At 45.1% G+C, this 20465-nt stretch carries 17 protein-coding genes and 1 pseudogene; 17 read left to right on the top strand and 1 reads right to left on the bottom strand.

The window, feature by feature from the left end:
- Positions 1–118: 118 nt before the first annotated feature.
- The 9 genes and pseudogenes from FTU40_RS13115 to FTU40_RS13075 all read left to right on the top strand — a co-directional run.
- Positions 119–430 (top strand): annotated as a pseudogene (locus tag FTU40_RS13115) (sulfate ABC transporter substrate-binding protein); the annotation flags it as partial.
- Positions 431–674: 244 nt separating this feature from the next.
- Complete coding sequence (locus FTU40_RS13110) at positions 675–1694, top strand: sulfate ABC transporter substrate-binding protein (protein WP_005168906.1); 1020 nt, start codon at positions 675–677, stop codon at positions 1692–1694.
- Positions 1695–1882: 188 nt separating this feature from the next.
- Positions 1883–2794, top strand: coding sequence for a 16S rRNA (cytosine(1402)-N(4))-methyltransferase RsmH (gene rsmH, locus FTU40_RS13105; RefSeq protein ID WP_159138846.1), 912 nt, complete (start codon positions 1883–1885; stop codon positions 2792–2794).
- Positions 2795–2804: 10 nt separating this feature from the next.
- Positions 2805–3137 (top strand): cell division protein FtsL, encoded by a 333-nt coding sequence (ftsL, locus tag FTU40_RS13100; protein WP_005094344.1) that lies wholly within the window; start codon positions 2805–2807, stop codon positions 3135–3137.
- A 15-nt stretch (positions 3138–3152) separates the two neighbouring features.
- Complete coding sequence (ftsI, locus tag FTU40_RS13095) at positions 3153–4976, top strand: penicillin-binding protein PBP3 (RefSeq protein WP_159138845.1); 1824 nt, start codon at positions 3153–3155, stop codon at positions 4974–4976.
- 11 nt (positions 4977–4987) lie between these two features.
- Positions 4988–6484: a UDP-N-acetylmuramoyl-L-alanyl-D-glutamate--2,6-diaminopimelate ligase gene (locus FTU40_RS13090; RefSeq protein ID WP_180041111.1), complete on the top strand. Its 1497-nt coding sequence runs from the start codon at positions 4988–4990 to the stop codon at positions 6482–6484.
- A gap of 9 nt (positions 6485–6493) precedes the next feature.
- Positions 6494–7897, top strand: a complete 1404-nt coding sequence (murF, locus tag FTU40_RS13085) for a UDP-N-acetylmuramoyl-tripeptide--D-alanyl-D-alanine ligase (protein WP_159138843.1) — start codon at positions 6494–6496, stop codon at positions 7895–7897.
- Positions 7898–9016: a phospho-N-acetylmuramoyl-pentapeptide-transferase gene (mraY, locus tag FTU40_RS13080; protein WP_005094334.1), complete on the top strand. Its 1119-nt coding sequence runs from the start codon at positions 7898–7900 to the stop codon at positions 9014–9016.
- A gap of 54 nt (positions 9017–9070) precedes the next feature.
- The gene (locus tag FTU40_RS13075) at positions 9071–9874 is read left to right on the top strand and encodes a putative RNA methyltransferase (RefSeq protein WP_100329404.1); all 804 of its coding nucleotides are present in this window, start codon (positions 9071–9073) and stop codon (positions 9872–9874) included.
- 63 nt (positions 9875–9937) lie between these two features.
- Here FTU40_RS13075 and ponA read toward each other — a convergent pair whose 3' ends face one another.
- Complete coding sequence (gene ponA, locus FTU40_RS13070) at positions 9938–12466, bottom strand: penicillin-binding protein PBP1a (protein ID WP_180041108.1); 2529 nt, start codon at positions 12464–12466, stop codon at positions 9938–9940.
- Between the two features lie 165 nt (positions 12467–12631).
- Here ponA and FTU40_RS13065 point away from each other — a divergent pair, with 165 nt between their 5' ends.
- The 8 genes from FTU40_RS13065 to FTU40_RS13030 are packed head-to-tail and all read left to right on the top strand — an operon-like array spanning position 12632 to position 20211.
- Positions 12632–13690 carry a pilus assembly protein PilM gene (locus FTU40_RS13065; RefSeq protein WP_180041106.1) on the top strand — a complete coding sequence of 353 codons (1059 nt, stop codon included), beginning with the start codon at positions 12632–12634 and terminating at the stop codon, positions 13688–13690.
- Positions 13690–14325, top strand: a complete 636-nt coding sequence (locus tag FTU40_RS13060; RefSeq protein ID WP_180041104.1) for a PilN domain-containing protein — start codon at positions 13690–13692, stop codon at positions 14323–14325. Before FTU40_RS13065 ends, FTU40_RS13060 begins: the two co-directional genes overlap by 1 nt.
- Positions 14322–15023 (top strand): type 4a pilus biogenesis protein PilO, encoded by a 702-nt coding sequence (locus FTU40_RS13055; protein WP_180041102.1) that lies wholly within the window; start codon positions 14322–14324, stop codon positions 15021–15023. Before FTU40_RS13060 ends, FTU40_RS13055 begins: the two co-directional genes overlap by 4 nt.
- Positions 15023–15550 carry a pilus assembly protein PilP gene (locus FTU40_RS13050; protein WP_180041100.1) on the top strand — a complete coding sequence of 176 codons (528 nt, stop codon included), beginning with the start codon at positions 15023–15025 and terminating at the stop codon, positions 15548–15550. The genes FTU40_RS13055 and FTU40_RS13050 overlap by 1 nt, the downstream gene beginning before the upstream one ends.
- A 16-nt stretch (positions 15551–15566) precedes the next feature.
- Positions 15567–17645 (top strand): type IV pilus secretin PilQ family protein, encoded by a 2079-nt coding sequence (pilQ, locus tag FTU40_RS13045; RefSeq protein ID WP_180041098.1) that lies wholly within the window; start codon positions 15567–15569, stop codon positions 17643–17645.
- A gap of 36 nt (positions 17646–17681) precedes the next feature.
- The gene (gene aroK, locus FTU40_RS13040) at positions 17682–18218 is read left to right on the top strand and encodes a shikimate kinase AroK (RefSeq protein ID WP_180041096.1); all 537 of its coding nucleotides are present in this window, start codon (positions 17682–17684) and stop codon (positions 18216–18218) included.
- A gap of 28 nt (positions 18219–18246) precedes the next feature.
- Positions 18247–19326: a 3-dehydroquinate synthase gene (gene aroB, locus FTU40_RS13035; protein ID WP_005168879.1), complete on the top strand. Its 1080-nt coding sequence runs from the start codon at positions 18247–18249 to the stop codon at positions 19324–19326.
- A gap of 12 nt (positions 19327–19338) precedes the next feature.
- Positions 19339–20211 (top strand): hypothetical protein, encoded by an 873-nt coding sequence (locus FTU40_RS13030; RefSeq protein WP_180041094.1) that lies wholly within the window; start codon positions 19339–19341, stop codon positions 20209–20211.
- Positions 20212–20465: the final 254 nt, after the last annotated feature.

Below are 20465 nucleotides of genomic sequence, written 5' to 3'. Positions count from 1 at the left end.
AGGGTGGATGCGGTAAAGGTCGCCTTGCGAAGCAGAAAGCAAGTGAAATCCGTGAGGAAGTCACCTAAGAGCTTTTGCTTTTAGAATCCCCCACTTGAACATCGTGAAAGTGGTGGGAGTATGTCAACCCTCTATTTCAATTCTGGCCGAGCCATCGGTGGCGATCGTTGATAAAAATGTGAATAAAAATGGCAATGCCAATCTGGCGAAAGGCTATTTGAATTATCTGTATTCCCTGAAAGGGCAGGAGTTGGCTGCGAAATATTTCTTCCGTCCACGCGATGCTAAAGTGGCTGCCAAATATTCCGCCCAATTTCCGAAAATTCAAACCTTTACCATTGATAAAGTCTTTGGTGGCTGGGAAAAAGCGCAAAAAACCCATTTTGTGAATGGGGCGATTTATGACCAGATTTATAATGAAAAGCGATAACAAGCTTGAATCTAAATTGAATGAAGAAAATAGATAAAGCGTTATCCGTTTTTTTTATATTTAATGCATAAAATTCTATATATTCGAAATAAGTGAAATGACTGGCTATATTTTGTTTTTAAAAACAGATGATTAAGAATAAAAAACCTTTGATTATATCGTGTTGTGATGTTGTAGGTTGAATTGCGATAAATGATTTTATTTCATATAGTTATATCTATACAAGATAAACTCCCGTGCGCTCATGAAAAATCAATTAAAATCGTTATTTAGCGTTGCCTTATTGGCTACAGGTCTAGGCTTGACAGCGACTGCCTCACAGGCGGCTGATCGTCAATTTCTAAACGTGTCTTATGATGCAACCCGTGAATTCTATGATGAATTCAATAAATCATTTGGTGCTTACTGGAAAAACCGGACCGGTCTGGATGTGAACTTTAAACAGTCACATGGTGGTTCGGGCAAGCAGGCACGTTCGGTGGTCGATGGCCTAAAAGGCGATGTGGTGACTTTGGCGCTGGCCAATGACATCGAAGAAATCGTGAAATCTGGTCAGATTCAACCCGGCTGGCAAAAAGAGTTTCCGCATAATTCTGCACCTTATACCTCAACCATCGTGTTTATGGTGCGCAAGGGCAATCCGAAGGGCATCAAGGACTGGAGTGATCTGACCAAGCCAGGCGTAGAAATTATTACCCCCAACCCGAAAACCGGTGGTTTGCCACGTTGGGTATACCTGTCTGCCTGGGGCTATGCCGAGAAACAGCCGGGGGGTAATAAAGCCAAAGCACAGGACTTTGTCGGTAAACTCTATAAAAATGTCAAAGTGATGGACTCAGCAGCACGTGCTTCGATGACCACGTTTGCTGAGCGTGGCATTGGTGATGTATTGCTGACTTGGGAAAATGAAGCACTGGTTACCCAAAAGACTTTGGGTAAAGACAAGTTTGATATTATTTATCCGTCAATTACGATTTTGACCGAGCCATCGGTGGCCATTGTCGATCGTACCGTGGATAAAAATGGCAATAAATGGTTGGCAACAGGTTATATCAACTACCTGTACTCCCCATTGGGTCAGGAAATGGCAGCCAAACATTTCTACCGTCCGCGCAATGAGAAAGTATTAGCCAAATATTCAGCACAATTCCCGAAAATCAAAACCTTTACCATTGATGAAGTGTTTGGTGGCTGGGCCAATGCACAGAAAACCCATTTTGTGAATGGCGCGATTTTTGATCAGATCTATAACTCAAAACGTTAATCTGCTGATTTGAAGACGAATTACAGATAAACAGGCCTCCCTTGCGGAGGCTTTTTTATTGACGACACTCAAATAAAAACGGTTTTCTCTATGGAAAGTAATATTTATCTACAAAAAGTCGTTTGGAGCTTTGCTAAAACAGAGTGATAATGTGCAGTTAAATTTTTCGCCCTATTGATTGAGTTTTTATGTCACATATTTCTGTATTACTTCACGAAACGATTGATGCCTTGTTGGCGGGTCGCAATACGGGAATTTATGTGGACGGTACTTTTGGTCGTGGCGGACATACCCGTTTATTGTTATCAAAATTAGATGAACATGCACGTGTGTATGGCTTTGATAAAGATCCTCAGGCCCTAGAGACGGCAGCAATCTTAGAACAGGAAGATCCACGTTTTAAAATTATTCATGCCAGCTTTGCCGATCTGAAAGACGCACTGGCTGAGCTTGGGATTGAGACCGTGGATGGGGTGATGGCAGATTTAGGCGTGTCTTCGCCGCAGCTGGATCAGGCCGAACGTGGTTTCAGTTTCATGAAAGATGGCCCGCTGGACATGCGCATGGACAATTCTCAAGGTCCAACTGCAGCAGAATGGCTGCTTGAAATTGAAGAAGAAGCACTGGCCAATATCATTTTTAAATACGGTGAAGAGCGTTATAGTCGCCGGATTGCCAAAGCCATCAAGGCGGCAGGGCAGATTGAGACCACGGCTCAACTTGCGGAAATTGTGAAAGTCGCGCATCCAAAATGGGAAAAAAATAAGCATGCTGCGACGCGTACTTTCCAGGCGATTCGTATTGCTATTAATAAAGAATTAGAAGATATTGAAGTCTTCTTGCCTCAAGCAGTTGAGGTTTTAAAACCTGAGGCACGTTTGGCCGTAATTAGCTTTCACTCTCTGGAAGACCGTTTGATCAAACAGTTTATTCAAAAAGAATCTACATTAGACGAAGATTTTGGCTGGGGAATGCCGGGGCAGCAAAAAGATACACGACGTTTAAAGAAGGTATCCCGAGTAAAAGCCAGTGACGAAGAAGTCAAAGCCAATCCTCGTTCACGTAGTGCATGGCTCCGGGTCGCAGAACGTTTAGCTTAATAGGCACATCATGAAAACTGAAGTGGTTGATAAAAAAACAGAAAAGTTGTGGCTTAAACAAGCCTGCATCTATCTCGTCTTGATACTGATGGTCTTCATCAGTGCAGTCTTTGTGGTATTTCAGGTGTTTGAATATCGTCAGGACACTAGAAAACTGAGCACTTATCTGCGTGAGCGTGATGACCTGAATGCAGATTGGGGGCGCTTGTTAATTGAACAGCAAACTTTTGGTGCAACTGCGCAGATTGGCACACGTGCTGTCACCCAGCTGCGCATGTATTCTCCCCCGGTTTCACAAAGTGTCGTCATTTCTTTACCACAAACTTCAGATGAGAAAAAATAAGGCTAGCGCTCGGACATGATAGACAAAAGAAAGAAGCAAGCGGTACGTAAAAAACAATCAGTTACCGACAAAAACGCCTCAAATGTGTATATCAATCGTTTCTATATCATGTGGGCGGTGGTGTTGCTGTGTTTTATTACACTGATTTGCCGTGCCTTCTATGTGCAGATTATCAATAAGGATTTTTTGCAAAATAAAGCCAATGCCAATATTTTAAGAACCAATACCATCAAGGCCATGCGTGGCGTAATTTATGACCGTAATGGGGTGCCGCTAGCGATCAGTACGCCGATCATGAAAATCGTGATTGATCCACGTGACTATTTTGACAATAAAAAAATCTATGACGAGACCATACTGGCACTAGAAAAAGAGCCAGATAGCCGCAAGCTGAAACGCCAGTTGCCGGATAAAAACCTGAATCTGGATGAACTGGCCGATGCAGTCGGTATGGATCGGGCAGAACTACGCAAAAAAATGCAAGAACGCCCGCGTTCTCGTTATCTGATCCTGAAAAAAGAAGTTCCGCCACAACAGGCTGAACTGATCATGAAGCGTAATTTTCAAGGCGTGTATACCGAGAAAAACTACAAACGTTATTATCCACAGCCACAGCCCAATTCACAGATTATTGGTCTGACCAATAGTGAAGGCACCGGGATTGAAGGTCTGGAAATGCAGCTCAATACCCGTCTGGCAGGTGAAGATGGTGAGCAGCAGATTATCCGGGATAAAAAAGGCAACCGGGTTAAAGAGCCGGAGGTGATTAAAGAAGTCGAGCCGGGCGAGAATATCACCCTGAGTATCGACTCGCGTCTGCAATATATTATGTACCGTGAACTGACTGCGGCAGGTGTGGCCAATAATGCCCGTTCTGCGACTGCGATTGCGGTCGATGTAAAAACCGGAGAAATTCTGGCCTTGTCATCTTGGCCATCATATAACCCGAATGATAAAAATGGTCTGCTGAACAAGGATGCCATGCGTAACCGTGGTGCGGTGGATTCCTTCGAGCCGGGTTCGACCATGAAGCCCTTCACCGTGGCAATGGCTCTGGAAAGTGGTAAATATACGGCCAATTCTGTGGTCAACACCACACCGGGCAGTATGCGAATTGGCAATCACACCATTCGTGATACGCATAACTATGGTCAGTTAACACTGGGCGGTATTATCCAGAAATCTTCGAACGTGGGTGTCGCCAAACTGGCCTTGTCTTTGCCGTATGAAACTCTACCTACTTTCTATAAACGCTTGGGTTTTGGCTCACGCTCAGCAGTAAGATTCCCGGGTGAAAGTGCCGGTCTGATCTTGCCACCAAGTAAATGGAATGTGTCAGAAGTGGCAACCATGTCCTATGGTTATGGTCTGAATGCTACTGTGCTGCAAATGGCGGATGCTTATGCCATGCTGGCCAATAAGGGGGTGAGAATGCCGCTGAGCCTGTACAAGCTGGAAGAACAGCCGCAGGGTGAGCAAATGATTGATGCCAATATTGCAGATCAGGTCTTGCTTATGCTGGAAGTAGCAACTCTGCCTGGCGGTACCGCTACGCGCGCGACAATTCCGGGTTATCGTGTGGCAGGGAAAACCGGTACTGCGCATAAACTGCGTGCCGATCGTAAAGGCTATTCTACCAATGAATATCGGGCTTTGTTTGCTGGCGTAGCGCCCGTGAGTGATCCGCGTATTGCCATGGTGGTGGTGGTCGAAAATCCGCAAGGCACCTATTACGGCGGTACGGTATCGGCACCGGTATTTGCACGCGTGATGCAGGAATCCTTGCGTCTGCTAAATGTCCCTCTGGACAAACCTTTAGAATCTCCCAAAGTCCAGTAAATAGGTGATCAATGTCTATTACATTTAAAGATCTCTACGCCGTTCAGGATACTGCTGAATGGATGACCCAAGCCTTTCAGGGTTTCGAACTGGATAGCCGTAAAGTTAAGGCAGGGCAAATTTTTATTGCCCTGACCAGTCTGTCACAACCAGAAAAAACGGCAGTATTTGCACAAAAAGCTTTAGAGCAGGGTGCCTTAGCGGTGATTTCTGAAATCGAATTGGATATCTCACCCAATCTGGTGGTTGCTGATGTCCGACATTTGATGGGACAGTGGCAAAAACAATACTTACAAGCCAGCCAACCTGTTCAGGCTGCAGGTATTCTTGCAGTGACCGGCACCAATGGTAAAACCACGATTTCACGTTTGGTTGCGGAACTGTTCATGTTGCAAAGCAAAGCTTGTGCAGTGATGGGGACTACAGGTAACGGGATTTTGCCAAATCTGGAAGCCTCGTCGCATACCACGCTCGATGCTTTGCAATTGCAAAATGCTTTGCATGTTTATGCTCAAGCCGGTGCTAAATTTGCCTCGATTGAAGCCAGTTCGCATGGTCTGGAGCAAGGTCGCTTGAATGGCTGTGATATCGAGATTGCGGGCTATAGTAATTTAAGTCGCGATCATCTGGATTATCACGGGACGCTGCAAGCTTATGCAGAAGCCAAATCTGCTTTATTTAAATTTGAAAGTTTAAAAGTGGCTGTCATCAACCTGGATGATGCGCATGCTCATATCATGATTGATGCAGCGCGCAACAATCCCTCACAGCCAGAAATTTTGACCTATTCAACCCGTCAAGCTGCGGATTATCAGGTTCAGGATATTCAATACAGCATTTCAGGTGCAGCCTTTAAGCTGAAAACTGCTTCTGCTGAATATGTTGTTAACAGTCCGCTGCTTGGACATTTCAATATTGAAAATTTGGTTGCCAGTCTGATCATGGCAGAGCAGGCCGGATTTGATTTAAACAGCTTGATTGTGACTGTGCCACAGCTCAAAGGTGCACCAGGCCGGATGCAGGTGCTGCGTGATGGCGAGCGCCTATTTGTAGTGGATTATGCGCATACACCTGATGCCTTGACTCAGGCTCTCATCACTTTAAAACGTCATGTTGCGCAAAATCTCTGGGCCGTCTTTGGCTGTGGCGGCGATCGTGACCGCGGCAAGCGTCCACTGATGACGCAAGCAGCATTAGAAGGTTCGGATATTGCGGTCTTGACTTCCGATAATCCGCGAACCGAAGATCCTGCACAAATTTTTGCCGATATGAAAAATGGCATCGACTTTTTAGGCAAAAGCTACCATGAAATTCATGACCGTCGTGAAGCGATCAAGTTTGCCGTTAAACACGCGCAGGCAGGGGACATCGTGGTGATTGCAGGCAAAGGTCACGAAAATTATCAGGAAATTGATGGTGTACGTCACTGGTTTGATGATGTGGTCGAAGTGCAAGCCGCGATTGATGCCCAGCATCACAGCGCAGATTCAGCTTATCCAGCGTATTAGGATTCAGATATGCATACCTCAACAACCAGTACTGTGCCACTTGCACCTTGGACAGCAGAACAGCTTGAACAAGCGACTCAAGGCGATTGGCTCAATAATAAAAAACCGGCAGACGCCATCAAACGTATTCTGACCGATTCGCGTGATGCTGAACAAGGGGATGCTTTCCTTGCGCTGCAAGGTGAGCGCTTTGATGCCCATGATTTTGTGGCACAAGTAGCAGCAAGCGGCTGTCAGATTGCGATCGTCAGTCGACCGCTCGATATTGATATCTGCCAGCTTGTCGTAGACGATACCCGTTTGGCACTAGGGCGGTTGGGCGCATACCGTCGTCAGCAGAATCCTCAGCTCAAAGTCATTGCCTTGACCGGCAGCAGTGGCAAGACCACCACCAAGGAAATGCTGGGGAGCATCTTGTCTCGTCTTGCGCCGACACTGATCACGCGTGGCAACCTGAATAATGACCTCGGCGTACCGGTGATGTTGCTCGAATTACGTCCCGAACATCAGTATGCAGTGATGGAGCTGGGTGCCAGTCATCAGGGCGAAATTGAGTACACCTCAAACATGGTACAGCCGCATGTGGCCGGGATTATTAATATCGGGACTGCGCATTTGGGTGAATTCGGCGGTCGTGATGGCATTTGTACTGCCAAATCTGAAATTTATGCGCATATTACAGAAACCTCGATTATTCCTGCCGCAGATGATTTTACTGAAACCATTCGTCAGGCGGTCAAAACTGAACAAAGCTTAAGTTTTGGTGCCGGCGGTGAAGTGTATGCCAGCGATGTCGTGCTCGATGCGCAATCTTCTACCTTTACCTTGAATACACCACAAGCTTCGAAAACAGTTCAGCTGCCCTTTGCCGGTGAACATAATGTTGAAAATGCCACAGCAGCAGCTGCCTTTGCTTTGGCAATCGGGATTGGTCTGGATGATATTGTGGCCGGTCTGGAGCAGGCTGTGGGTGCCAAAGGCCGTTTGAATTTTATTCAACACAAACAGTATTTGCTGATTGATGATACCTACAATGCCAATCCTGGTTCAATGCGTGCAGCAGCTGAAGTTTTGGCACAGCAGCAGGGCATTCGGGTCATGGTGACCGGTGATATCGGTGAACTCGGTTCATCGGCTGCGATGGAACATTATAAGCTGGGTCGAGATCTGGTCTCGGTCAAAGGCATTAACTTTGTGGTGGCTGTGGGTGAATTTGCACCTGCCGCACAGGAAGGTGCACGTAGTACCCAATATGGCAAGAAAATGCAGGCTTTCCTGAATCAGGAGCAGGCATTGCCATTTTTAATTCATTTGATTGAAACACATCAACCTCAGCCGATGTCATTTCTGTTTAAAGGGTCGCGTTATACCCATATGGAAACATTGATGGCTGCATTGATGGAGAAACTCTAAATGCTGTTATGGCTCTTTGAACATTTGGCGGGCTTTGACAGCACGTTTCAGGTGGTTCGTTATTTAACTTTACGTGCGTTGCTCAGTGTCCTGACGGCATTGACCATTGGTCTGGTGCTGGGTCCTATCATGATTCGCAAGCTTCAGGCACTCAAATATGGTCAGGCGGTCAGCTCGTATGCCCCTGAAAACCATGCCAAGAAAATGGGTACACCGACCATGGGCGGCGTACTAATCCTGCTTTCAATCGGTATTTCGACCCTGCTTTGGGCGGATCTTTCCAATCCTTATGTCTGGATTGTACTGGCGGTGATGGTCATCTTCGGTGCCGTGGGTTGGGCGGATGACTGGATTAAAATCCGATATAAAGACAATGCCGGTCTGCCTGCGAAGAAAAAATTCTTCTGGACTTCGGTCGGTGCATTGGGAGTCGGTATTGCCCTGTATGTGATTGCACAGCAGCAGACCAATCCGGTACATACCGCGAATATGCTGGATCTTTTGATTCCATTCTTTAAAGATTTGACGATTCCGCTGTCGGCTATTCCACTGGGGATTGGCTTCATTATTTTCACTTATTTTGTGATCAATGGTGCATCCAATGCGGTAAACCTCACCGATGGTCTGGATGGTCTGGCGATTATGCCAATTGTACTGGTTGCGGCAGGTCTGGGTGTATTTGCCTATCTGGCCGGCGACGTGCGTTTTGCCAATTACCTGCATATTCCCTATGTGAAATATTCCTCTGAACTGGTGGTGATCTGTGCGGCGATGATTGGTGCCGGTCTGGCATTCCTGTGGTATAACGCCCATCCTGCGCAAGTGTTTATGGGTGATGTCGGTGCTTTATCGCTGGGTGCGATGTTGGGGACGATTGCCGTGATGGTTCGCCAGGAAATCGTCTTTGCGATTATGGCGGGTGTATTCTTGGTCGAAGCGATTTCAGTATTCTTGCAGATTGGTTCATTAAGAATGCGCAATAAACGCGTGTTCCTGATGGCACCGCTGCATCATCATTATGAAAAGAAAGGCTGGCGTGAAACTCAAGTCGTCATTCGTTTCTGGATTATTACGATTATGCTGGTGGTTTTGGGTCTAATGACCTTAAAATTGCGCTAAGAGATGCATTGAAAAAAGTCGGCGCAGGCCGGCTTTTTTGTTTTGGAGAGAATGATGAATTTACTCATGTGCCCAGTCTGTCGCCAGCAGTTGAGCTTAAATGAAAGAACATGGCGATGTGAGAATCATCATAGCTATGATGTGGCCAAGCAAGGCTATGTGAACCTGCATGTGGTGCAACATAAACACAGTAAAAACCCTGGGGATACGCCTGAGTCCGTCCAGGCACGTCGTGCATTTTTGAGTGCGGGTCATTATGCGCCTTTGCAACAGGCCGTGGTGGAGAAGCTGCGAGAGCTGCGTATTGAAAATCTTTTAGATATTGGTTGTGGTGAAGGCTACTATACTGATGCCATGCAGACTGAAGTGCTGCAATGCGTCGGGGTGGATATTGCCAAAAATGCCGTTCAGGTCGCGGCCAAGCTCAATAAAAATATCACCTGGGTCGTAGGAACCGGGGCGACTTTACCGGTGCTGGATGGGTCGATTGATATGTGTACCAGCCTGTTCAGTCCGATCCCAAAACAGGAAATTTTACGGGTTTTAAAAGCTGAAGGTTATTTAATGGTGGTGACACCTGCGCCACAGCATTTATATGCAATGCGTGAGGCACTTTTTGAAGAAGTGAAACCCCACGAACCGCAAAAGTTTGTTGAGCAACTGCAAGATGAATTTGATCTGCTCAGTGAGCAGGTGATTGATGCCCCGATGACTTTGCCACAGACAGATTTAAAAAACCTGATTGCTATGACGCCGTATGCTTACAAGGCCAAACCTGAACGCCGTCTGGCACTTGAACAGCAGGATCAGTTTAAATTGCTGGCGCAATATCAGATCTATCTGTTTCAGAAAAAATAAAAATTCACCGATAAAAAAGCCCTCATTGTTGAGGGCTTTTTTATACTAGTTTGTCGGTTGTGGTTATTGCACTTCTTGAATCAGGTTTTCTAAAGCGTCCACTTTGCTTGGTTGAAGCGGCTGTTCTGGCGGAGCAGTTGTTTCAGCAGTATCTGGCACAGCGATTTCCTGTCCCGGCAGATCTTCGAAATCCGTTTCTGTCCGTTTCGGGACGACCACAGGTGCCAGGCGGTAAAGCGTAGTGGCCATTGGTGGTGAAGACGGATCATTCTGCGCTTCATCACCCTGAACTGCCTTGCTTCGATTCACTGGTGCCTTGGCATTACGGTCTAAACGCACCCATGCTTCTGGCTGACCTTTTAAGGCATTGCCCATAAAGTCGGTCCAGATCGGTAAGGCTGCCACACCACCATATTCACGGCGTCCCAAGGTTTTAGGCTGGTCAAAGCCGACCCAGGTGATAGTAACCAGTTTGCCATTGAACCCTGCGAACCAGGCATCTTTGGCGTCATTGGTGGTTCCGGTTTTGCCCCCAATATCATTTCGCCCGATTCTTAAGGCCGCACGGCCGGTACCGTGCTGAATCACATCACGCAGAATATTGGCCATGTCATAGGCAGAGCTGGATTTTAAAATACGCTGTGCCTGACGATAATTGCTGTCTTCAGCAGAGACTTTGGGTGCAGCCTGTTTCTGTTCTAGACCTGTATTGTTGATTGCAATCGCTTCGTCATCTGCGGTCATGGTGTCGGCCGGTTGAGCAGGTTCTTCTTCGGTATTGATACAGGAAATACACGCATATTCAGGCTGAGCCTCAAAAATGGTATGGCCATAGGCATCTTCAATACGGGTAATGAAATGTGGCTGGATCCGGTAACCACCGTTGGCAAAAGTCGCATAACCTGTCGCCATCTGAATCGGCAGAACCTGAGGCGTGCCGAGTGCGATGGTGTAGTTACGCGGAATCTGATTGTCCTGTAAACCAAAATCCATAAACAGCTGACGGGTACGTTCAATCCCGACAGCCTGTAATAAACGCACTGAAACGGTATTGCGCGAAAGATATAGTGCGCGGCGTAGCGGGATCATCCCCAGATAACGGCCATCTGAATTACGAGGTGTCCATTTGCCAATGGTAATTGGTGCATCATTCACCATGGTATGCGGTGTCATGCCTCGTTCTAAAGCCAGTGCATAAACAAAAGGCTTAATCGTAGAGCCGGGTTGACGCCAGCCCTGGATTGCACGGTTAAATTTCGACTGATAAAAGTTGTATCCGCCCACAATGGCTTCAATTGCACCATTATTTGGATTGATGGCAATCAACTGTCCTTGCACATTTGGAATTTGTACCAGCGACCACGAGGTTTTATTCTGATTCGGTCGTAAACGTATAATATCTTTGACTTTGACAATCTCGGAAGCTTTGCTAGGCGCACCACCTACACTGTTGACATTGCGAAAGCGACGCGCCCAAGACATACCGGACCACGGTACAGTTACCGTGGTGCCATCCTGCATCAACGCTTCAAAACTGGAATTGCCAACCTTGGTTACTTGAGCAGGGTAGGTGTTGGCATAGGCACGGAAATTTTCCAGCGGTTGATCATGTGCTTCAGCACCACGCCAGCCATGTCGACGGTCATAAGCTTCCAGACCCTCTTGTACCGCCTGTTCTGCATAGGTCTGGCGTTCACTATGGATGGTGGTATAGACCTTGTAGCCAGAATCTACCGCCTGTTCGCCAAAGTTTTGTACCAGTTCAGAACGCACCATCTCACCGACATACGGGAATTTATTGCGGGTACTGCGGTCAGGCATATCCAGATTGATGGGTTCAGCAATCGCTTGTTGATACTGACTCTGGTTCAGATAACCCAGTTGCAGCATACGTCCTAAAATCCAGTTGCGACGTTCGAGAGCACGTTTGGGATTGGCCACCGGATTATATCGAGAAGGCGCTTTAGGCAGGCCAGAGATCATGGCCATTTGCGCAATCGAAAGCTCTTCTAAACTCTTGTTATAGTAAATTTTGGCTGCTGCTGCGATCCCGTAGGCATTCTTACCCAAGAAGATTTTATTCACATAGAGTGTCAGAATTTCTTCTTTGGTTAGGCTTTGCTCAATCTTACGGGCCAGAAAAATTTCAGTCAGTTTACGCTTGAGTGTTCGTTCGGGGCTGAGATAATAGTTTTTCGCCACCTGCATGGTGATAGTGGAACCACCGGTCTGCACATCCGAACCGGTGATACTTTCACTGACTGCACGGCCTAAGCTTTTAAAACTGATTCCGCTATGCTCGAAAAAGCTGGAATCTTCAGCGGCGAGGAAAGCATGAATAAACTCGGATGGAATTTGTTCATATTTCACGGGAACAGAAAGCTTGCCACCATACTCAGCAATTAATTCATTATCTGAACTAAAAACTTGTAAAGGCTTTAATAAAGGCGCCTTTTTAAGCGTGGACATTTCAGGCAAAGATGGGGCAATATAGAGATACATGCCATAAAAACCCATCGGAATTGAGATCAGGATAATGATAATGATCAAAAAAAATGGGTGGACAAGGCCTGAACAAGATAGCTTTTTCATAACAAGTAAGTTTTAATAAGAGCTAATGGCGAACTAATTACCGATCAGTATATCCTTTAGATATACATATTGTTAGATGAGTTATTGTATCTATATAAAATTATAGATCGGATCGATTGGTAAGTTAGATTTAATTGGGGACAAAAAAATAATAGGAATTATATTGTGCGCAGGTTATATCGTAAACCAAATAAGGGGTTAATAGGAGTTGATATTAGTTCGACTTCTGTTAAGGTTTTGGAGCTTTCTGTAAAAAGTAGCCGTTACTGGGTAGAGAGCTATGCTTTGATCCCATTAATGGAAAACAGTGTTGTTGAAAAAAACGTCTTAAACCCGGAAGCAGTCGCGGATGCCCTTGGGCGTGCAATTAATTTGGCCAACACCCAGTCGAATCATGCCGCTTTTGCCATTCCAACCTCTATGGTGATTACCAAAACTATCGAGATGGATGCAGACATGTCGAATGATGAGCGTGAAGTTCAGATTCGTGAGGATGCAGAACAGTATATTCCGTTCCCACTCGATGAAGCCAGTCTGGACTTTGAAGTTCTGCCTGACCGTCTTGCCAATCCAAACCGGGTCAATGTGCTGTTGGTGGCAACCCGCATTGAAAATATTGAAGCACGTTCTGAAGTTTTGGAAATTGCCGGACTGACACCCAAGATCGCGGATGTAGAAAGTTTTGCGCTGGAAAATGCTTTTAAAGTGTTTTCGGATACTTTGCCGATGGGGGTAAATACTGTCGGTATTTTAGACATTGGACATAGTATGACGACTTTATCAGTCATGCAGAACAACAAAATTATTTATACCCGTGAGCAGGTGTTTGGTGGCAAACAGCTAACTCAGGAAATTCAGAACCGTTATGGTCTGTCTTTTGAAGAAGCCGGGCGTGCTAAAAAAACCCGTGCTTTGCCAGATGACTATGATATTGAAGTGCTAGAACCGTTCCTGGATGCCGTTGTGCAACAGGCAGCGCGGTCATTACAATTCTTCTTTTCATCGTCTCAGTTTAATGAGATTGATCATATTTTATTGGCCGGCGGGAATGCCAATATTCCAGGTCTGGCAAAATTATTACAACAAAAACTCGGTTACCGTGTCACGATCGCGAATCCATTTTTGCAAATGGGCTTTTCTCCTCAAATTGATATTAAAAAAATTGAAAATGACGCGTCATCACTCATGGTTGCATGTGGTTTGGCATTGAGGAGTTTTGATTAATGGCAAAGATTAACTTACTTCCTTGGCGTGATGAGCTAAGAATTAAAAGAAATAATGAATTCGTGGCAATCTGTGTGGGGGCGCTTTTCTTAGGACTGGCGGCGGCAGGTTCAACCTGGTTTTATTATGATCACAAGCTTCAGGATCAGGAACAGGCCAATCAGCTGATTCAAAGTACCAACCAGAATCTGGATGTGCAGTTAAAAGCGCTAGAAGGTTTGCAAGAGCAACGTAATGCCATTGTTGAGCGGATGAAGTTGATTCAGGGCTTGCAAACGCAACGTCCGGTCGCGGTGCATTTGATTGATGAAATTGTGCGGGTGACACCAGCCAATATGTACATCACCAAGTTTCAGCGTACCGGAGATAAATTTACTATTGAAGGTCGGGCTGAAAGTCCAAATACCGTTGCAGAGTTACTGCGCAATCTGGAAGCTTCATCTTGGTATCGCAATGCTTTTATGAATGCATTCATAGTCACTGAACAAAAAGAGAAAGCACCGAGCTCGATTATTCCACGTGTGGAAGAGTCTTATGGCAGTTTTACCGTGACGGTAGATCTGGATCAGATTGCTCAGCCAGTCCTGAATGAAGAACAACAAACAGTCACTACAACTACGGGGGCATCATCATGAGTAATGAAGAATTTGATGAGTTCGGTCAGGATGCCGTCGCTGTACCTAAAAATAAAATGACGGTTGAAAAGTTTTTTCAGCAATTCAATACATTAGATCCTAATAATTATGGCAGCTGGCCTTTGTCGGTCAAGATTAGCTGCTGGATTTTTATTGTCGTGCTGGCCTTTGCGCTGATTTATTTTGTCATGATCAGAAGCACGATTGAGTCGATTGCACAAGCCAGCGCTCAAGAACAAAACTTGTTGAATGAATTCCGTGAAAAAGAATCTAAATTGCGCAATTTGCAACAATATCAAATCCAGCTTCAGGAAATGGAAGTCCGTTTTAACCAGCAGTTAGAACAATTGCCAAAAGAAACTGAAATTCCGGGTCTGGTTGAAGATATTAACCTGAGTGGCGTGAGTTCGGGTCTGAAGTTTAAGAATATCCGTCTGGAACCTGAAATTAAACAGGAGTTCTTTATCGAGCAGCCAATCGCCATTGAAGCCACTGGGGATTATCACGCTTTTGGTTCTTTTGTCAGCAGTATTGCCGGCTTGTCTCGTATTGTGACCTTACATGATTTCACTATTACCGGTACTCGCAACAAAGCGAAAAACTCTGAGATTCCGGTGATTAATTATGTGGTGAAAGCCAAAACTTATCGTTATGTCGGTAATGCAGCAGCTAATAACACGACTCAGGGGGCGCAGTAATGAAGAACATTAAAATTACTTCAGCTTTAACGCTCGGATTTTTATTATGGGGATGTGATTCGCGTATTGATGCTGTCAATCAGGAAATGGCCAATATACGTAATAAGCCGCCTTTGCCGATCGAGCCTGCACCTGATTTTATGCCTATTGATACGTTTAATTATGCAGCACATCAGCTTAAAAGCCCATTTTTACCCAGCTCTCTGGCTGCTGAACTGAAAATTATGGCGGGGAAACGGGTTTATCCAAATTTGTCACGTCAATTGCAACCACTGGAAAGTTATCCTCTGGAAACCTTGAGCATGAAAGGCAGCATGCGTAATCAGGCCGGACAGATTCTGGCTTTAATCCAGACACCGGACGGTGAGATTGAACGGATACAGCGTGGTAGCTATATGGGGCTTAATCATGGTCGTGTGAGTGGTATTACACCAACGCAGATCGATTTGATTGAGATTATTCCAGATGGCCGTGAAGGATATGTGGAGCGTCCGCGAAGTCTGGTTCTGATTGGGCCGGCACCATAAGTTTTAGGGAATAACAATGAATAAGAGTATTAAAGAATTTATTTTTGGGGATGCTAATACAATGAATCGTGTGTTTCGTCAGTTTTCAATGGGTGCTGTTGCGATTGCGGTGATGCAAGCAGCCAGCGCGCAGGTAGCCGTGACCAATATCGTAGCTATGCAGCTTCCTGGACAAGGAACTGAAATTCGGGTGATGTTCAATGGTTTGCCACCACAGCCACAAGCCTATCAATTAGAATCACCTTCGCGTCTAATTTTAGATTTTGACCAGGCCCAACAAAACTTAAAGCAAAGCAATATTCCGGTGGCAACACGTGAAGCCAGTTCGGTCGATGTGACTTCGGATGCACAACGTGCCCGTTTGACGGTTAATCTGGCAGATGCCGGTGCCTTTACCACGCGAGTTGAAGGCAATACCTTTATCCTGAAAATTAATTCGGTAACGCCAGTCACCACGGCTCAACCTGTGCTACAGCAGTCGGCTCAGGGAATTAGCAATATTGGTTTCCAGCGTGGTGCGCAAGGTGAAGGTCAGGTCGTCATTGATCTGGCAGGCAACAACACCCCGGTCGATGTGCAGCAGCAGGGCACGAAAGTCATTGTCCGGACCTTAGGGACTAAGATTCCGACGCATTTGACCCGTCGTCTGAATGTGAATGATTTCGCGACGCCTGTATCGAGTGTCGATGCGGTGAACCAGAATGGATCAGGTGTGATTACGATCCAGTCTGGAGAAAGCTATGAATATATGGCTTATCAGACTGATAACAAACTGACCATTAGTTTGAAACGTCCGGAAGCCAAGAGTCCGCTACGTCCGAAGGCGGTTGCTTATAGCGGCAAGAAAATTTCGCTAGATTTTCAGGATATTGAAGTCCGTCGTGTGCTGCAGCTTTTAGCCGATTTTACCGATATTAATATGGTGGCTGCGGACAGTGTGCAAGGTAATATTACCTTGCGCTTAAAAGAGGTACCTTGGGATCAGGCGCTGGATATTGTGCTGAAAACCAAAAATCTGGATAAACGCCGCAATGGCAATGTAATGTGGATTGCACCGATAGCAGAATTGATTAAAGCAGAAGAGGAAGAGGCTAAAGCATTAAAGCAAAGTATTAAGCTAGCTCCGCTTCAGACCGAATATCTGCAGCTTAGTTATGCTAAAGCTACAGATATTGAAAAACTGATTACTCAAAATAAAGGAGCCTCAGGTAGTTCTAGTGATGGGGATAAAGAAAGTTTATTGAGTGTACGTGGTTCTGTGTCTATAGATGCTCGGACTAATACTTTGATTGTTAGTGATACTCAGCAATTTATTGATAAAATCAAAAATATGGTAGATTTACTTGATGTTCAAGTGAAACAAGTCATGGTTGAGGCTCGTATTGTAACCGCCGAAACTAATTTTTCACGTGATTTAGGGATTGATTGGGGTATACAGCGTAATAATCCTACTCTCGTAAATGGGGCAAATGGTTCTAATGTCTGGGGAGGAGATTACTCTCCAAGTCTGGATCTAAATGTGGATTTAGGGACAGCAAGTGCAGGAACATTTAGTTTTGGATTGCTGAAAATTTCTGACTATATGTTGGATTTACAGTTGACTGCATTGCAAACGGATGGATTGGGTGAGATTTTGTCTGCTCCTAAAATTATGACAGGTGATAAACAAAAAGCTCATATTTTACGTGGTACAGAAATTCCCTATCAAACATATAGTGCGGAAGGAGGGACGACGACTTCTTTTAAAGAAGCAAACTTGAGACTTGAAGTAACGCCAAGTATCACTCCAGATGGTAAAGTACAGATGGAACTCAAGATTGAAAAAGATAGTATCGGTACAATTACACCCGAAGGTCCTTCCATTAATACTAATGAATTACAGACAAATGTATTGGTACGTGATGGTGAAACAGTGGTACTAGGTGGAATATTTGATGATCTTAAAGCAAAGAATTCCAGTAAAGTACCATTTTTAGGAGATTTGCCAGTTGTAGGTAATCTTTTTAAAAATAATTCAAGCACCTCAAGTCAAGCAGAGCTACTGATTTTCGTTACACCTCGAATTGTTAATGACAGTGTTTCAAGAAATCATTAATATATTTTGAATTTAACAAAACGAATAGGTGACTCCTTGCCAAGCAAAGAGTTTGAAACCCTACCAAATATTTATTTGGTAGGGCCGATGGGGGCAGGTAAAACAACAGTAGGACGACATCTCGCAGAATTGTTAGGACGCGAATTTCTAGACAGTGATCATGAAATTGAACGTAAAACAGGCGCGACCATTCCCTGGATTTTTGAAAAGGAAGGGGAGCAGGGTTTCCGTGACCGTGAAACTGCTGTAATTGATGAGCTGACTTCACGCTCTCAACTGGTTTTAGCCACGGGTGGTGGTGCCATCACCCAGCTCTTGAATCGAGACTATCTGAAACAGCGTGGGATAGTCGTTTACCTGTATACGCCGGTTGAAATTCAGCTGCAGCGTACTTATCGCGATAAAAACCGCCCACTGTTGCAAGTTGAAAATCCAGAACAAAAGTTGCGTGATTTATTGGCCGTCCGTGATCCCTTGTATCGGGAGGTGGCACATCATATCATTGAGACCAATCAGGGTGCTGCACGAGATCTGGCGCAGCGGATTCTCAATCTCATTGTTTCTAAAAATTAAGTACATTGAATAAAGTGGTTAATCAAACATGCAAACCTTATATGTAGAACTCGGAGAACGTCGTTACCCTATTTTTATCGGGAGCGATCTTGATCCACAGGCCTTATTGGCTCCCTATATTCATGGCAAGCAAGTGATGATTGTGAGCAATACCACGGTTGCGCCACTTTATTTGCAGCATTATCAAACTGCGATTGCAGCTTTAGACAAGCATGTTGCGACCTGTATTTTGCCCGATGGTGAAAAATATAAGGATAGCCAGCATCTGAATCTGATCTTTGATGCATTGCTTGAAGCTGGTTTTAACCGGGACTGTACGGTGCTTGCGCTCGGTGGTGGTGTGATTGGCGATATGGCCGGTTTTGCTTCGGCATGTTTCCAGCGTGGCGTGTACTTCATTCAGGTACCGACGACTTTACTGTCTCAAGTCGATTCCAGTGTCGGTGGAAAAACCGGGATTAATCATCCACTGGGTAAAAACATGATTGGTGCATTTCAGCAACCGCAAGTGGTGCTGGCCGATATGTCGCAACTTTCTACTTTACCCGATCGTGAACTTGCGGCCGGTTTGGCTGAAGTCATTAAATATGCGCTACTCGGTGATGAATCATTTCTGCTCTGGCTTGAAGAGAACATGGATGCTCTGGTCAGTCGTGATGAGAAACTACTGGCTGAGGCCGTTTATCGTTCCTGTGCGCACAAGGCCCGGATTGTCGCCAATGATGAAAAAGAGCAAGGGGAACGTGCTCTACTGAATCTGGGGCATACTTTTGGACATGCGATTGAATCTTATCTGGGGTATGGTGTCTGGCTACATGGTGAGGCTGTTGCAACAGGTATGGTCATGGCGGCAGATTTATCACAGCGTATGGGCTGGATTTCTCAGAGTGATCTGGAGCGTACAAAAAAAATCATTTCTCGTGCCAAACTTCCGATCGTTTGTCCTAAAATCCCTCTTGATGATTTCCTGGCATATATGGCCCATGACAAAAAAGTCTTGAATGGACAATTGCGTCTGGTGTTGTTGCAACAATTAGGCAAAGCTGTGATTACTCGGGATTTTGATCTTGAGCGAATGCAACAGGCAATTTTAGCGAATCAGGCATAGGTTTTAGTTTTTATGACAGCATTACACACTCCTTGGCAAAAGGTTCAGCACTATTTCTGGCTGGTCTGTGGTGTATGCTGTCTATTTGCAGCCTTGATCTTTTGGGCCATTACTGATTCAGATGCGGTAATTGAAGTGGAAAAAAAGCCAGAAACTAAAGTTCAATTACAAATTCAGCCGGAAAAAGTAGCGACAATGACCCATCTTGGTGCGCTTTTTGACGAGGTCAAACCCCTCGATTTGAATACGCGCACCATTGTAAATGCCACTCATGAGCCAGAATTTCGCGGCACCAAATTTGTTAATGAGGCGAAAAAACAGCATGCGATTGAATTATTTCGCGTCAGTAATGAAGCCATTCTAAAAAGCTTTCTTAAAAAACAGCCAGATCGTAAGTATTTTATTTATCTAAGAATATCCGGTGAAAATCAGCCAGAACAATATGTGCTGCTGTATGGTCAGTATAAGACCGCCGCCGAAGCCAATCAGGCCTTATCTACATTGAATTTAAATTTGCCTGCTTCAGTGAAGCCTGAAGTGGTGCCAATACAGCAGTATGTCAGTCTGGTCAATAATCTGGGTTCAGAGGAATTGGCAAGCAATCAAAAGCTGTATGAGATTCGCTTGAAAAACGTACCTTTACCGAAGGTAGATGAATCTGTACGACTCAGACAGCAAACTCAGGCTGAGGTTAAACCGCGTAGTTCGGATGCGACCACCAGTACCACAATTGTGCGTCGTGATGCCGCCGGCAATGTGCTCGATGTACAGAAATCCGAAAGTGCTGTAGAAGGTGCACCACAACCACAAAACAATAATAATCGACCGAACCAAGGGGGGAATTCCCGTCCTCAAAACAATGAGATTAGTGATCCTTTTAACTAATCCGTTCTAAAATAGCGCACCAAAAAAATGACCTAATTAGAAATGTGCGCTTTTGGTGCAAAAAATACACATTAAAAATAACCAGTATCCCTGTAATCTTTGTTAAAGCTTTGTCATCTGTATAGTTTTAATTTATGTGCTATTTATTGGCATGTAATTTGCTTTATTGGTGCATGGATTGAATTAATCTCCCTGTTTTAGCGCGAAAAATGATTCGATGACAACCTATGAATGTCATATTTATTCCTGATTTT

The sequence above is a fragment of the Acinetobacter sp. YH12100 genome (assembly GCF_013419135.1).
GTDB lineage: Bacteria > Pseudomonadota > Gammaproteobacteria > Pseudomonadales > Moraxellaceae > Acinetobacter > Acinetobacter pseudolwoffii.
The sequence above is the reverse complement of the archived record's forward strand: the minus strand, read 5'-3'. Positions and strand labels throughout refer to the sequence as shown.